Genomic DNA, 12,998 nt, shown 5'->3' with positions numbered 1-12,998 from the left:
GGGAAACGTGATGGTCTTCCGCGATTAACAGCGGCGGTATTGCCACAGTGGGTACCACCTTCTACGTTCATCACCACGCCGGGGTCTACGTGCGTAGAGGTCGGGGCGGTGGCGCGTGAGCGCAACGCCTCCACACGCAACGGGCAGGCCCGGAGCCGACCGGAAGGAGTGGGAGCATGACCCGCACCGTCATCCGCGGCGGCCTCGTCATCACCGCCGCAGACGAGATCCACGCCGATGTGCTCATCGAGGACGGCAGGATCGCCGCCCTGGCCGCGCACGGCAGCGCGTACGGCGAGAGCTGGACCGCCGACCGTACGGTCGACGCCACCGGCAAGTACGTGATCCCGGGCGGGGTCGACGCCCACACCCACATGGAGCTGCCCTTCGGCGGCACCTTCGCCTCCGACACCTTCGAGACCGGGACCCGGGCCGCCGCCTGGGGCGGGACGACCACGATCGTCGACTTCGCCGTGCAGACCCAAGGGCAGGCCCTGCGCGCCGGGCTCGACGCCTGGTACGCGAAGGCGGACTCCAACTGCGCCATCGACTACGCCTTCCACATGATCGTCTCCGACGTCAACGAGGCCTCGCTCAAGGAGATGGACCTCCTCGTCGCGGAGGGCATCACCTCCTTCAAGCTCTTCATGGCCTACCCGGGCGTCTTCTACAGCGACGACGGGCAGATCCTGCGGGCGATGCAGCGCTCCGCCGCCAACGGCGGGCTGATCATGATGCACGCGGAGAACGGCATCGCGATCGACGTCCTCATCGAGCAGGCCCTCGCGGAGGGCCGCACCGACCCGCGCTACCACGGCGAGGTGCGCAAGGTGCTGCTGGAGGCCGAGGCCACCCACCGCGCCATCCAGCTCGCCCGGGTCGCCGGAGCCCCGCTGTACGTCGTCCACGTCTCGGCCGAGGAGGCCGTCGCCGAGCTGGCCCAGGCCCGCGACAAGGGGCTCAACGTCTTCGGAGAGACCTGTCCCCAGTACCTCTTCCTGTCCACCGACAACCTCGCGGAGCCGGACTTCGAGGGCGCCAAGTACGTGTGCTCGACGCCTCTGCGGCCCCGCGAGCACCAGGCCGCCCTGTGGCGGGGCCTGCGCACCAACGACCTCCAGGTCGTCTCCACCGACCACTGCCCCTTCTGCTTCGCGGGCCAGAAGGAGCTGGGCCGCGGCGACTTCTCCAAGATTCCCAACGGCCTGCCGGGCGTGGAGAACCGGATGGACCTGCTCCACCAGGGCGTCGTCGACGGGCACATCTCGCGCCGCCGCTGGATCGAGATCGCCTGCGCCACCCCGGCCCGGATGTTCGGCCTCTACCCGCGCAAGGGCACCATCGCGCCGGGCGCGGATGCCGACGTCGTCATCTACGACCCGCACGCCGAGCAGGTGCTGTCCGCCGAGACCCACCACATGAACGTCGACTACTCGGCGTATGAGGGCAAGCGGGTCACCGGCCGCGTGGAGACCGTGCTCTCGCGCGGTGAACCGGTCGTCGACGGGGGCGAGTTCACCGGCCGGGCCGGCCACGGCCAGTACGTGCCACGCGGCACCTGCCAATACCTGATCTGAAAAGGGGGCCGCCATGGACTTCGGACTCGTCCTGCAGACCGACCCGCCCGCGTCCGCCGTCGTCGGCCTCATGCGCCGCGCCGAGCGCAACGGCTTCCGCTACGGCTGGACCTTCGACTCCGCCGTGCTGTGGCAGGAGCCGTTCGTCATCTACAGCCGCATCCTGGAGCACACCCAGCGGCTGATCGTCGGGCCGATGGTCACCAACCCGGGCACCCGCACCTGGGAGGTCACCGCCTCCACCTTCGCCACGCTCAACGAGATGTACGGCAACCGCACCGTCTGCGGCATCGGGCGCGGCGACTCCGCGATGCGCGTGGCCGGACGCAAACCCAACACCCTGGCCCGCCTCGGGGAGGCGATCGGCGCCATCCGCGACCTCGCGGAGGGGCGCGAGGCGAGGGTGGACGGCGAATCCATCCGCATCCCGTGGGTGAAGGACGGGAAACTGCCGGTCTGGATGGCCGCGTACGGGCCCAAGGCCCTCGCGCTGGCGGGGCAGAAGGCCGACGGTTTCATCCTTCAGCTCGCCGACCTGTATCTGACGGAGTGGATGGTCGGGTCCGTACGGGCCGCGGCCGCCGAGGCGGGCCGGGACCCGGACGCGCTGACGATCTGCGTGGCCGCGCCCGCGTACGTGGGCGACGACCTGGCGCACGCGCGCGAGCAGTGCCGGTGGTTCGGCGGCATGGTCGGCAACCACGTCGCCGACCTGGTGGCGCGCTACGGCGAGCACTCCGACCTCGTACCGGAGGCGCTGACGGAGTACATCACGGCACGCCAGGGCTACGACTACAGCCACCACGGCAGGACCGGGAACCCGTCGACGGACTTCGTGTCCGACGAGATCGTCGACCGCTTCTGCCTGCTGGGCCGGCCCGAGGCGCATGTGGCGAAGCTGAAGGCGCTCCGGGACCTGGGCGTGGACCAGTTCGCGGTCTACGCGATGCACGACGCCAGGGAGTCGACCATCGACGCGTACGGGGAGCACGTGATTCCCGCCCTTGCCGGAAAGTGAACGGTTCCCCGGACGAATGGCCCTGACATGACCGACGCCCCGCCCGCCCAGCCACCTGCCGCCATAGCCCAACTCACCCACGCCGACGGCCGGGTGGAGCTCCCGCCGGGCACGCGGCTGCCCGACGGCCCCTTCTCGAACGACGACCTTCGGCCCGTCCCGGTCGCTGACCGGCACTGGACCACGTACAACTTCGCAGCGCTGTGGGTCGGCATGGCCCACAACATCCCGTCCTGGACGCTTGCCTCCGGGCTCGTCGCCCTTGGCATGGACTGGAAGCAGGCCGTTCTCACCATCGCCCTCGGCAACGTCATCGTCCTCTTCCCGATGCTGCTGACCGGACACGCGGGACCCAAGTACGGGATCCCGTTCCCCGTCCTGGCACGCGCCTCGTTCGGGCTGCGGGGGGCCAATCTGCCCGCGCTGATCCGGGCCGCCGTGGCGTGCGCCTGGTTCGGCATCCAGACCTGGATCGGCGGCCAGGGCATCTACATCCTGCTCGGCAAGCTGTTCGGCGGCGGCTGGGCGAGCGCCACGGAGGTCGGCGGCTACCCGTGGACGCTGTGGCTCTGCTTCGTCGTCTTCTGGGTGGTCGAACTCGCCATCATCTACCGGGGCATGGAGACCCTGCGGCGCTTCGAGAACTGGGCCGCGCCCTTCGTGCTCGTGGGCGCGCTGGTCCTGCTGGTCTGGATCGCGAACAAGGCTGGCGGCTTCGGGCCGCTGCTCGACCAGCCCTCGAAACTCGGCTGGGGCGGCGACTTCTGGAAGGTCTTCTTCCCGTCCCTCATGGGCATGATCGGCTTCTGGGCCACGCTGTCGCTGAACATCCCGGACTTCACCCGCTTCGGCCGCGGCCAGCGCGCCCAGGTCTGGGGCCAGTCCCTCGGCCTGCCCACCACCATGACCGCCTTCGCGCTGCTGTCCGTCCTCGTCACCTCGGGTTCCCAGGCCGTCTACGGCGAGGCGCTGTGGGACCCGGTCGCCCTCGCGGGGAAGACGGACAACGCCTTCGGCCTGCTCTTCGCGCTGGTGACGGTCCTCGTCGCGACGATCTCGGTCAACATCGCGGCCAACGTGGTCTCGCCCGCGTACGACCTGGCCAACCTCGCCCCAAAGGTCATCAACTTCCGTACGGGCGCGCTGATCACGGGCGTCGTCGGCGTAGTGATCTTCCCGTGGAAGCTGACGGCCACCCCGGAGCTGTACATCTTCACCTGGCTGGGCGTGGTCGGCGGGCTGCTCGGCACGGTCGCGGGCATCCTCATCGCCGACTACTGGATCGTCCGGCGCACGGTCCTCGACCTCGCCGACCTCTACCGGCCCGGTGGCCGCTACTGGTACGCCGCCGGCTGGAACTGGCGGGCGATCACGGCCTTCGCGGCCGGCGGCGCCCTCGCGGTCGGCGGCTCGTACTCCGCCCCGGGCAAGGGCCCGTTCCCGGAGGACGGCCTGATTCCCCTCCTCCAGCCGCTCGCCGACTACGGCTGGGCGGTGGGACTGGGGACGTCGCTGGTGCTGTACGCGGTGCTGATGCTGCCGCGGCACACCACGGCAGCACGGCCCTGACCGCCCACACTCGTTAACCTTGTAACTGCGCCGACGGCGCCCTCAACGGGCGCCGTCGGCCGAGCTGTTCTGCTCGGCCGCTCAGCGACCGGCCGCAGGAGCGCGGGCCGCGAGGACGGGGATGGAAGCGATCTTCTCCGCGTCCAGGTGCTCCCACACCAGTCCCTCCGGGCGATGCGGAGACCGGCATGTGATGACCTCATCGGGCGTGACGATCAGATCCACCCCGAAGTCGTGGCCAGTGGCCGGTAGCTCTTCGTCCAGGACCTGCACGGCATGGACCGTGGTCACCACCACGGTTCGCGAGCTGATCAGCCCGGCCTCCATCAGAAAGGCGAACTCCAGATCCGAGTACCCGGCCCCCTTGCCGATGCGTACGCCGGACCGGTTCACCGCGACACTGCCGACCACCACCATGTCGACGGGCCGCAGAGCTTCCACGTCCACCTTCGGTGTGACCGCCGCAGCGATCTTGCTCGCCGCAGCTTCGGCAGGCGGGACTGCCAGCGCCGCCGGGTCGAGGAGGTAGAACGGGTGAGGGTCGGCGAGTTTCGGCACGGCCATGAACACCGTCTTGCCCTCGACGAGCGCGCGGGCGCGTACCGGAAGCTGCGCCTTGTCCGGCACGGCCTTGATGACCCGGGTCTCGTGCCAGGCTGAAAGCTCCGCAAGGCGGTCCGCGGCCTGCTCAGAGCCCTTGAAGTTGGGGATACGGCCATGGACTGAGGCATCGTGGACCGAGTTGGCGGAGTCGAGCAGGTCCCACACACGCTCACGTACGTGCTGCATTCTTGATCAATCTGCGGGTGCACGTCAGTCCTTTCACGCCGCTTCCACCAGAGCCATCAGCCTGTCCTGCGCCTCCTGCACCGCGGGTCGGTTCCGCCAGGCACGGAGTCAGGGAGCGTGCGGCGAGCGGACCGAGCCACCTTGATGGACTGCCATCTTTGCCTTCGGTCTCCGGCGGTGGGTCACCTGCCGCCATCAGGTTATGCGCCTGGATCCCTTTCTGGGGCGTCAAGGTGCAGGCGGGCCCAGACCGTCTTGCCGATGGGAGTGCGGGGGTGGTGGCCGGTCTCTTCAGTCAGACTGACTACGAGTTGGAGGCCGCGGCCATGCTCGTCGTCCGTGTCGGGATCGACTGGTCGTGGCGGGCGGCGGCTCGCGTCGGATACCTCCAGGAGGCAGTTCGCTCCGTCGGCGGTGAGGCGAACTTCGAAGAGATGGCCGGGTTTCCGGGCGTGCAGTACGGCGTTGGTTGTTAGCTCGCTGCAGACCAGGATCACACGCAAGACGTCGTCTTGGCTGTAGCCCCAGTGGGTGAGCGTCTTGCCGACCAGTCGTCGAGCCAGTGAGACACACTTGGGGTTCGAGGCGAACTGCATCTTCCACTGCTGTTCAGTCGCCCGGTTCTGCGTTGTCATCGGGTGCATCGCGTCCCCTTGTCGCTTTGTCGTTGGCGGTACGGGGACAGCTGATCGCAGCGAGCGATTACGGAATCAGGTCCAGGGGGTTACCCAACGTGGATAAGATCGAGGACGGTTGAGCCATAGGGTCGATTCGCCGCTCATGTGAGGAGGGGCCGCCAGTGTCGGGACCGCAGTCGCATCAGGCGCTTCCGGCCGACTTATTGGCCAGGCCTGAGTGGCAGGAAGCCTGTCGCGCTCGCGACTTCAGCCGCATCTTTCGCCTGGTCAAGCTCAAGGCCGGGATCTACCCTTCGCGGATCGCGGCCTTGTGCGGCATGACGCCCAGCCGCGTCGGGGAGATCATGGCTGGACGCCGGGGGCTGGCGCACATCGACGTGATCGAGCGCGTTGCTGACGGGCTACGGATCCCGGGCGCCATGCTCGGACTCGCGCACCGTCCCTGGGAGATCCCCGTCCCCGTCCGTACACGCGACCGCGCCCCGGAAGCCCAATCGGAGCCCTCGCACGCACAAATCGCCGACAGGACCCCGTCCGGTGACCTGGATGATCTGCTCGCGCTGGCCGACGGGCAGGTCACCCGCTCCACCCTCGCTGCACTCCGCTCCTCCGTGGAGGACTACTGGCGCCGCGACGACCAGCACGGCGGAGCGTCCCTACGCCCCGCTGTCGTTGGACACTTGTGCTACGTCGAGCAGTTGGCGCGCAGTGCCGATGGGAGCCTGCTGAGCGATCTGCAGTCGCTTGCCGCCGAGCTGGCCCGCCTCGCCGGGTGGGCGTACTTCGATGCGCGCCAGTACAGCACCGCTCGCACCTACTTTTCCCAGGCCCTCAAGCTGTCCCACGGCCAGGGTGACCGGCTGTTCATGGCCAACGTGCTGTCCTGCATGAGTCTTCTCGCCACCTACGACGGCAACCCCTCTGACGCCGTCGCCCTCGCGTGCAAGGCCCAGGACGCTGCCCGGGCGGCGGACGAGCAGCCGCTGGTGATGTCCATGCTGCACATGCGCGAAGCCTTCGCGCACGCCGCCCTCCGCGACGCCCCCGCCTGCCACCAAGCCATCGACCGCTCCCGCGATCAGTACGAGCGATCGCGCGGCCGCGAGGACGAGGCGCCCTCCTGGGTGCGCTACTTCGACGAGACCAAGCTCATCGTCGACACGGGCATCGCCCTGGCCCGCCTCGGCAAGGCGTCCCGCGCCGAACCGCTCATTGTCGAAGGGCTGCGTCGCGAGAAGGCCGCCCAGCAGCGCGGACGTGCCTTCCACGCCTTCTGGCTCGCCAGCACTCAGCTCCAGCAGGGCAAACTCGACCAGGCTTGTCACAGCGCCGAAATCGCTCTCGACCTGACCGCTGCCATCGACTCGCCCCGCGTGGCGGGCCATGTACACGAATTCCACCGCCGCTTGGTTCCGTACGCCCGCGAGGCGCCGGTGATCGCGTTCGAGCAGCGGCGGCGCGAAGTACTCGGCTGATCACCTGTTAGCCGACGCGCTTCGCGGTTTCGTCGAGCAGCAGATAGAGCAGTCCCACAAGCGTGCCGCTGCTGACGATCTCCCGACGGTCGATCATGCCCCGGACCTCCGAGAGCGGGATCCACTCGATCCGGTCCGCCTCGTTCATCTCCGTCGGCGGGCCCACGTACGTAGCGCCGTCCGCGCGGAAGACATGGTGCTCGGAGTCGGTGATGCCGTTCGCGGGCTGGGCGTACACCAGCGGCTTCATCGTCGCCGCTCGCCAGCCGGTCTCCTCCTCCACCTCCCGGGCAGCGGCCTGTTCGGGCGTTTCGTCGGCCTCGATCAGGCCCATCGGGAGTTCCCAGCCCCAGGTGTCGGTGACGAATCGGTGCCGCCAGAGCATCAGGACCCGATGCTGGTCATCCACCACAGCGGCCACGGCGAGGTGCCGCATCCGCACGACGTGGTGCTCCCAGCGGCGGCCGTCTGGTTGCTGGACGTCCACGAGCCACAGGTTGACCCACGGGTTGCTGTAGATCTGACGTTCGCCATGGACGGTCCACTGCATGAGCCAACTCCCTCTCGCCAGTGCGGACTCCAGCATGTCATTCCGACGAGAATTCGTCCGGATCGCGCACGCCACCGGCCCGGCCCGAGGGCTGCCTGAAGGGCGATCGTGGCCTTCGCGGCGGTGCGTCCTCGCTGTCTGCGGCTCGTGCTCTGCCCCCGCCGAGGGCAGCCTCACTCCTTACGCCGCGGGGAGGTCCGCCCAGCGGGTGATGCCGCCGGGGTGGATGTGCACGCCGCAGCGGGCCGAGAGGGTGGTGACGATGCCGATCCCGCGGCCGTGCTCGTCGGGGTCGAGCTCGTCGGCCGGTTGTCCGGCCGGATGTGCGGGGCCCGCATCGGTGACTTCGATGCGCAGGGCGCTGCGCCCGTCGAGCCAGGTCCAGGACAGCCGTAGCGCGGTCGGGGGCAGGGCGTGGACGACCGCATTGGTGAGCAGCTCCGAGATCACCAGGAGCGCGTCGTCGGCGACGTCCGGGGACAGGTTCCACTCGGCCAGGACCGTGCGCACGCATCGGCGCACGGCCGAGACGGCTCCAGGGGCATGCGGCAGCGGGCAGACGTGCTCCGCGCCCTCCTGCGGCGTCGTATGGAGCTGTAGTGCCATCTGCCCTCCTTCCGTGAGCCTGCCGAGCGGTCGTGGGTCGACGCAGGTCCTCGAAGACTATGGACGGCACCTGAGAGGGTCAATGAACAGGGGTCGACATTATCGAACGCTCGTGTCGGGCGTGCGAACGATTCGGAAACCGTGCGTGATGCCGACCGGTGATCGCGGTACTAGGATCGCTGCATGGCCGGCCCGGTCCAGTCCATCGAACGGGCGGCGGCGATCCTGCGTCTGCTCGCCGGCGGTCCCCGTCGGCTTGGGCTGGGCGAGGTGGCGGCTGCGCTGGGGCTCGCGAAGGGAACCACGCACGGCATCCTGCGCACCCTGCAGCACGTGGACTTCGTGGAGCAGGACGAGGCGACCGGAAAGTACCAGCTCGGAGCGGCCCTGCTCCACCTCGGTACCAGCTATCTCGACGTCAACGAGCTGCGGTCCCGCTCCATCAACTGGGCCGACGCCCTGGCCGCCCGCAGCGGGGAGGCGGTACGCCTGGGCACGCCCCTGGAGGGGAAGGTGCTCATCGTCCACCATGTCTTCCGGCCGGACGACACCCTCCAGACCCTCGACGTGGGAGCGCTGCTGCCGCTGCACGCGTCCTCGCTCGGCAAGGTGCTGCTGGCCTTCGGGAGCACGCCCGTGGAGCCGGTGCTGGAAGCCGGTCTCGAGGCGTACACCCGGCACACCCTGATCGCCCCGGAGGATCTCACCCGGGCCCTCGCCGAAATCCAGGAGCTCGGGTGGGCCGCCGAGGTCCAGGAAATGAGCATGGGCGATGCCGGCGTCGCCGCGCCGATCCGGGGGCACGGCGGCCTCGTGGTGGGCGCCATCGGAGCATCCGGCGCGGTCGAGCGGATCTGCGACTCCAAAGGCCGTCCCCAGCCCGCCCTGGTCACCCTGGTCCGCGATGCCGCACGGGCGGTCTCCCGAGACCTGGGGGCAGCCCGCTGGTGAGCCCCACCGACCTCCTCGAACGCATCGGAAGGCAGGCACCTGATCATGGTTGAACGGTATGTGATGTCCATCGACCAGGGCACCAACTCCACTCGATGCATCCTGTTCGACCACGGTGGGCGGCTGGTGTCGGTCGCCCAGCGGGAGCACCAGCAGCACTTCCCCAGGTCCGGCTGGGTCGAGCACGACGCCGTCGAGATCTGGCGGAATCTGCAGCGGGTGGTGCCGCAGGCCCTCTCCGACGCCGGCGTCGGCGGCGAGGAGATCGCCGCCGTCGGCATCGCCAACCAGCGGGAGACGACGGTGCTCTGGGACCGGAGGACGGGCACCCCGCTGGGCAGGGCAATCGTCTGGCAGGACACCCGTACCGCCGCGCACATCGAGAACCTGAGGAACGACCCCGGGGACGACTTCTTCCTTCAGCGCTGCTGCCTGGCCCCCTCGACCTACTTCTCCGCCCCGAAGATCCGCTGGCTGCTGGACCACGTCGAAGGGCTGCAGCAGCGCGCCGAAGACGGCGAGGTGCTGTTCGGCACGATGGAGAGCTGGGTGATCTGGAATCTCACCGGAGGCCCGGACGGCGGCCTGCACATCACCGACGTCACCAACGCCAGCCGCACCATGCTGATGAACATCCGCACGCTCACCTGGGACGAGGAGCTGCTGGATTTCTTCGGCATCCCCCGCGCGATGCTCCCGGAGATCCGGCCCTCGTCCGAGAACTACGGCGCCGCCCGTGCCGTCCTCCCCGGTGTCCGCATCACCGCCGCCCTCGGCGACCAGCAGGCGGCCCTGTTCGGACAGACCTGCTTCGCCCCCGGCGAGGCGAAGTGCACTTATGGAACCGGCAGCTTCCTGTTGCTCAACACCGGCACCAGCCTCGTACGGTCCCGGCACGGACTGCTCACCACGGTCGGCTACAAGATCGGCGACCAGCCCGCGGTCTATGCGCTGGAAGGCCCCATCGCCGTCACCGGCTCGCTGGTCCAGTGGTTCCGCGACCGTCTGGGACTGATCAGCAGCGCCCCCGAGATCGAGACCCTCGCGCGCACCGTCGAGGACAACGGCGGCTGCTACATCGTCCCGGCGTTCTCCGGCCTGTACGCGCCCCACTGGCGCAGTGACGCACGCGGCGTCATCGTCGGCCTCACCTCGTACATCACCAAGGGACACCTGGCCCGAGCCGTCCTGGAGGCCACCGGCTGGCAGACCCGGGAGGTCGTCGATGCCATGAACGCCGACTCCTCGCTCGCCCTGAAGGCGCTCAAGGTGGACGGCGGTATGACGGCCGACAACCTGCTCATGCAGTTCCTGGCCGACGTGCTCGACGTGCCCGTGGTGCGGCCCATGGTCGCCGAGACGGTGTCGCTGGGCGCCGCCTACGCCGCGGGGCTCGCCGCCGGCTACTGGCCGGACCTGGAAGTCCTGCGCCGCAACTGGCACCGGGCCGCCCAGTGGCTGCCGGACATGGACCCCGGACGGCGGGAGGCGGAGTACGACAACTGGAAGCGGGCCGTCGAGCGGGCGCTGGGGTGGATCAGGCAGCCGGGGGCGTCCTGAGCTTGTCGAAATGGGGGAGCGGCATCTGCTCGCTACGGCACCCGCGCCGTCCACTCCGCCGAGGTGAACTTCTCCGCCGCGAGCCGTTCCGCCCGCGCCAGCTCCTCCGCCGTGACCTTGCCGTCGGTGAGGCCGTAGCGGTCGCGGAAGGACTCGGTCAGCCGGTCGATGACCGCCGCGCGGGAGAGGCCCGTCCGGCGGCGCAGCGGGTCCACGCGCTTCTCCGCGCTCCGCGTGCCCCGGTCGGAGAGCCTCTCGCGGCCGATCCGCAGCACCTCGAGCATCTTGGCGGCGTCGATGTCGTACGCCATCGTCACGTGGTGCAGCACGGCCCCTTCGCCCGCCACCACCCGCCTCTGCGCCGCGCCCGCGATCTTCCCGGCGTCGGTGGCGATGTCGTTCAGCGGCCGGTGCCGGGCCTGGATGCCCATGCCGCCGAGCGCGGCGAGCACCCAGCGGTCGAGAACGGCGTAGGAGTCGGCGAAGGACAGCCCGCGGACGAGCGCCCGGGTCGCGTACAGCGAGTACGTGATGGTGTTCTCCGGCTCGACGAACATCGCGCCGCCGCCGCTGATCCGCCGTACGACGGTGATGCCGTGGCGCTCGGCGGCCACCGGGTCGATCTCGTTGCGCAGCGACTGGGAACTCCCGATGACCGCGGCGGGGGAGGCCCACTCCCACACCCGCAGCGTCGCCGGCCGCCGCGCCATGGCGACCTCGAGGGTCAGCACCTCGTCCAGGGCCATGTGGAGGGCGGGGGACTGCGCGCCCTCGTGGATGAGCTGCCAGTCGTAGTCCGCCCACGGCACCTCGTACTCCCCGTGCACGGCGCGCCTCCATCCGCAACCACCGGCTACCACCGGTCGCCTGCCGCCGCCGGTCCACCGTACTCCTCAGCCCCCGGGCCCCGATTCACACGCGGTGGCGCCGGAGCCGCCGGTCGCAGCGCGGCGACGGCCTGGCGGGGGTCATCGGCGCAGAAGCGGGGTCCGGGCCCTGGCGGGTTTGCCGAGCGGACGCAGGAAGGGGGCGACCGGCTCGGTGAGGTCTGGTATGAGCCGGGGCGCTCTCGGCGATCGGCGGGGAACCCGGGATCCGCCGGGTGATGCCTCCTACGCCAGGGGGAGCCCGGCGGGCCGGGGCGCGGTGACCGCATCGGGCCGGACCGTATCGGCCCGCGTCTGGCCCGGGATCGCCGGCTGGACCGCGCCGACGTCCATGACGGTCTCGGTGACCGCGATACGGCCGCCCAGCCTCGGCGGTTCGAGCGGGCCGGGGTGGCCGGTGAGCAGCATGCGCACGGCGGCCCACGGAAGGTTCACCCCGGTGAAGGCGGTCTGGAAGATCCCGCCCGAGGCCCTGGGGTTGGCTTCCAGCAGGACCGGCCGGCCGCGCCACTGGCGCAGCTGGACGTTGGAGAGGTATGCCAGCCCGAAGTGGCCCACCAGGCGCCGCGCGATGGCGGTCACGGCGGGGTCGTCGAGCAGGTGCCGATAGCGGCCGTCCTTGGACCTGGCGATGCACGTCACCATGGAGCCGCCGGGTGCCGAGAGGCAGTCGACGCTGACCTCCGGGTCGTCCAGGTAGGGCATCACGATGAACTCGGGCACCGTTTCGCCCCGGTCCGCGGCCCGGTTGAGCGCATCCGCCACGGCGCCGACCGAGGCGAGAGGCCGCGCCGGTGCCAGCAGATCCTTCATGTGCAGGGGCGCGTCGTCCAGGATGCGGAAGCCGAACGCGGAGTACTCACCGGCGGGTTTGATGCAGGCCGTGCCGCCGCCCTCGGTGATCTCGCGCGCCGCCGAGCGCAGCCCGTCGCCGTCCGAGACCACCAGCCACGGCGGCACCGGGACGCCGGCCGCCCTGGCCACCTCGTACGTCCTGGCCTTGTTGGTCAGCACACCGACCGCGGCGGCCGGTGAGCACATGAGCCGCGTACCGGCCTGGGCGAAGGCTTCGGCGTGCGGCGCGAGTGCATCAAGGCGCCTGGGCGGGATCAGGACGTCGATGGCGTGCCGGCGGCAGAAGTCCAGGGCGAACTCGGCGTAGGCCTCGTTGCTCACGCGGTGGGGTTCGACTTCGCTCACGTCGCAGGCGGCGAGCGCCGGAGCGAGCGGGCTGATGTTGGTGCCGTAGACGTGCACCTCGGCTGCGTCGGGGTTCTCGCGGAGCATCCGGATCACCTGGGTCGTGGCGGCCCCCGCGCTGCTGAGCCAGATACGAATTGCCAGTGGAAGGCTCCCCTCCCCACAGGGCGACACAGCC

The 12,998-nt window shown here is 70.0% G+C and carries 11 protein-coding genes and 1 pseudogene; 6 read left to right on the top strand and 6 right to left on the bottom strand.

Annotated elements, in window-relative coordinates:
* The first annotated feature begins 176 nt into the window (after nt 1-176).
* The 3 genes from hydA to ACTWP8_RS24640 are packed head-to-tail and all read left to right on the top strand — an operon-like array spanning nt 177 to nt 4,164.
* Nucleotides 177-1,577: a dihydropyrimidinase gene (gene hydA / locus ACTWP8_RS24650; RefSeq protein ID WP_443324308.1), complete on the top strand. Its 1,401-nt coding sequence runs from the start codon at nt 177-179 to the stop codon at nt 1,575-1,577.
* A gap of 13 nt (nt 1,578-1,590) precedes the next feature.
* Nucleotides 1,591-2,595 (top strand): TIGR03842 family LLM class F420-dependent oxidoreductase, encoded by a 1,005-nt coding sequence (locus tag ACTWP8_RS24645; protein ID WP_443324307.1) that lies wholly within the window; start codon nt 1,591-1,593, stop codon nt 2,593-2,595.
* A gap of 27 nt (nt 2,596-2,622) precedes the next feature.
* The gene (locus tag ACTWP8_RS24640; RefSeq protein WP_443324306.1) at nt 2,623-4,164 is read left to right on the top strand and encodes an NCS1 family nucleobase:cation symporter-1; all 1,542 of its coding nucleotides are present in this window, start codon (nt 2,623-2,625) and stop codon (nt 4,162-4,164) included.
* 81 nt (nt 4,165-4,245) lie between these two features.
* On the opposite strand, the gene ACTWP8_RS24635 is transcribed toward ACTWP8_RS24640, so the two are convergent.
* Complete coding sequence (locus ACTWP8_RS24635; RefSeq protein WP_443324305.1) at nt 4,246-4,953, bottom strand: 5-formyltetrahydrofolate cyclo-ligase; 708 nt, start codon at nt 4,951-4,953, stop codon at nt 4,246-4,248.
* 200 nt (nt 4,954-5,153) lie between these two features.
* Nucleotides 5,154-5,597 carry an ATP-binding protein gene (locus ACTWP8_RS24630; RefSeq protein ID WP_443324304.1) on the bottom strand — a complete coding sequence of 148 codons (444 nt, stop codon included), beginning with the start codon at nt 5,595-5,597 and terminating at the stop codon, nt 5,154-5,156.
* Nucleotides 5,598-5,752: 155 nt separating this feature from the next.
* Here ACTWP8_RS24630 and ACTWP8_RS24625 point away from each other — a divergent pair, with 155 nt between their 5' ends.
* Nucleotides 5,753-7,066, top strand: a complete 1,314-nt coding sequence (locus ACTWP8_RS24625; protein ID WP_443324303.1) for a helix-turn-helix domain-containing protein — start codon at nt 5,753-5,755, stop codon at nt 7,064-7,066.
* 7 nt (nt 7,067-7,073) lie between these two features.
* Here ACTWP8_RS24625 and ACTWP8_RS24620 read toward each other — a convergent pair whose 3' ends face one another.
* The gene (locus ACTWP8_RS24620) at nt 7,074-7,616 is read right to left on the bottom strand and encodes an NUDIX hydrolase (protein WP_443324302.1); all 543 of its coding nucleotides are present in this window, start codon (nt 7,614-7,616) and stop codon (nt 7,074-7,076) included.
* 180 nt (nt 7,617-7,796) lie between these two features.
* Nucleotides 7,797-8,222 carry an ATP-binding protein gene (locus ACTWP8_RS24615; protein WP_443324301.1) on the bottom strand — a complete coding sequence of 142 codons (426 nt, stop codon included), beginning with the start codon at nt 8,220-8,222 and terminating at the stop codon, nt 7,797-7,799.
* 183 nt (nt 8,223-8,405) lie between these two features.
* On the opposite strand from ACTWP8_RS24615, the gene ACTWP8_RS24610 reads away from it, so the two are divergent.
* A complete protein-coding gene (locus tag ACTWP8_RS24610; protein ID WP_443324300.1) occupies nt 8,406-9,173 on the top strand; it encodes an IclR family transcriptional regulator in 768 nt (255 codons plus the stop codon).
* A gap of 45 nt (nt 9,174-9,218) precedes the next feature.
* Nucleotides 9,219-10,733, top strand: coding sequence for a glycerol kinase GlpK (gene glpK, locus ACTWP8_RS24605; protein WP_443324299.1), 1,515 nt, complete (start codon nt 9,219-9,221; stop codon nt 10,731-10,733).
* A gap of 32 nt (nt 10,734-10,765) precedes the next feature.
* On the opposite strand, the pseudogene ACTWP8_RS24600 reads toward glpK, so the two are convergent.
* Both ACTWP8_RS24600 and ACTWP8_RS24595 read right to left on the bottom strand, forming a co-directional pair.
* Nucleotides 10,766-11,581 (bottom strand): annotated as a pseudogene (locus tag ACTWP8_RS24600) (lipoate--protein ligase family protein); the annotation flags it as partial.
* Nucleotides 11,582-11,845: 264 nt separating this feature from the next.
* Nucleotides 11,846-12,994, bottom strand: coding sequence for an ATP-grasp domain-containing protein (locus ACTWP8_RS24595; protein WP_443324298.1), 1,149 nt, complete (start codon nt 12,992-12,994; stop codon nt 11,846-11,848).
* Between the last annotated feature and the right edge of the window lie 4 nt (nt 12,995-12,998).

The sequence above is a fragment of the Streptomyces sp. 7N604 genome, assembly GCF_052245475.1.
In the GTDB taxonomy this organism is placed as follows: Bacteria; Actinomycetota; Actinomycetes; order Streptomycetales; family Streptomycetaceae; genus Streptomyces.
Note: the sequence above shows the minus strand (reverse complement) of the source record. Positions and strands in the feature narration are given on the sequence as shown.

Bases quoted from the DNA above. Each gene is read 5' to 3' on its own strand.
- ACTWP8_RS24635 (WP_443324305.1), bottom strand. From the start codon at position 4,953: ATGCAGCACGTACGTGAGCGTGTGTGGGACCTGCTCGACTCCGCCAAC.
- ACTWP8_RS24620 (WP_443324302.1), bottom strand. From the start codon at position 7,616: ATGCAGTGGACCGTCCATGGCGAACGTCAGATCTACAGCAACCCGTGG.
- ACTWP8_RS24645 (WP_443324307.1), top strand. From the start codon at position 1,591: ATGGACTTCGGACTCGTCCTGCAGACCGACCCGCCCGCGTCCGCCGTC.
- glpK (WP_443324299.1), top strand. From the start codon at position 9,219: ATGGTTGAACGGTATGTGATGTCCATCGACCAGGGCACCAACTCCACT.
- ACTWP8_RS24615 (WP_443324301.1), bottom strand. From the start codon at position 8,222: ATGGCACTACAGCTCCATACGACGCCGCAGGAGGGCGCGGAGCACGTC.
- ACTWP8_RS24630 (WP_443324304.1), bottom strand. From the start codon at position 5,597: ATGCACCCGATGACAACGCAGAACCGGGCGACTGAACAGCAGTGGAAG.
- hydA (WP_443324308.1), top strand. From the start codon at position 177: ATGACCCGCACCGTCATCCGCGGCGGCCTCGTCATCACCGCCGCAGAC.
- ACTWP8_RS24640 (WP_443324306.1), top strand. From the start codon at position 2,623: ATGACCGACGCCCCGCCCGCCCAGCCACCTGCCGCCATAGCCCAACTC.
- ACTWP8_RS24610 (WP_443324300.1), top strand. From the start codon at position 8,406: ATGGCCGGCCCGGTCCAGTCCATCGAACGGGCGGCGGCGATCCTGCGT.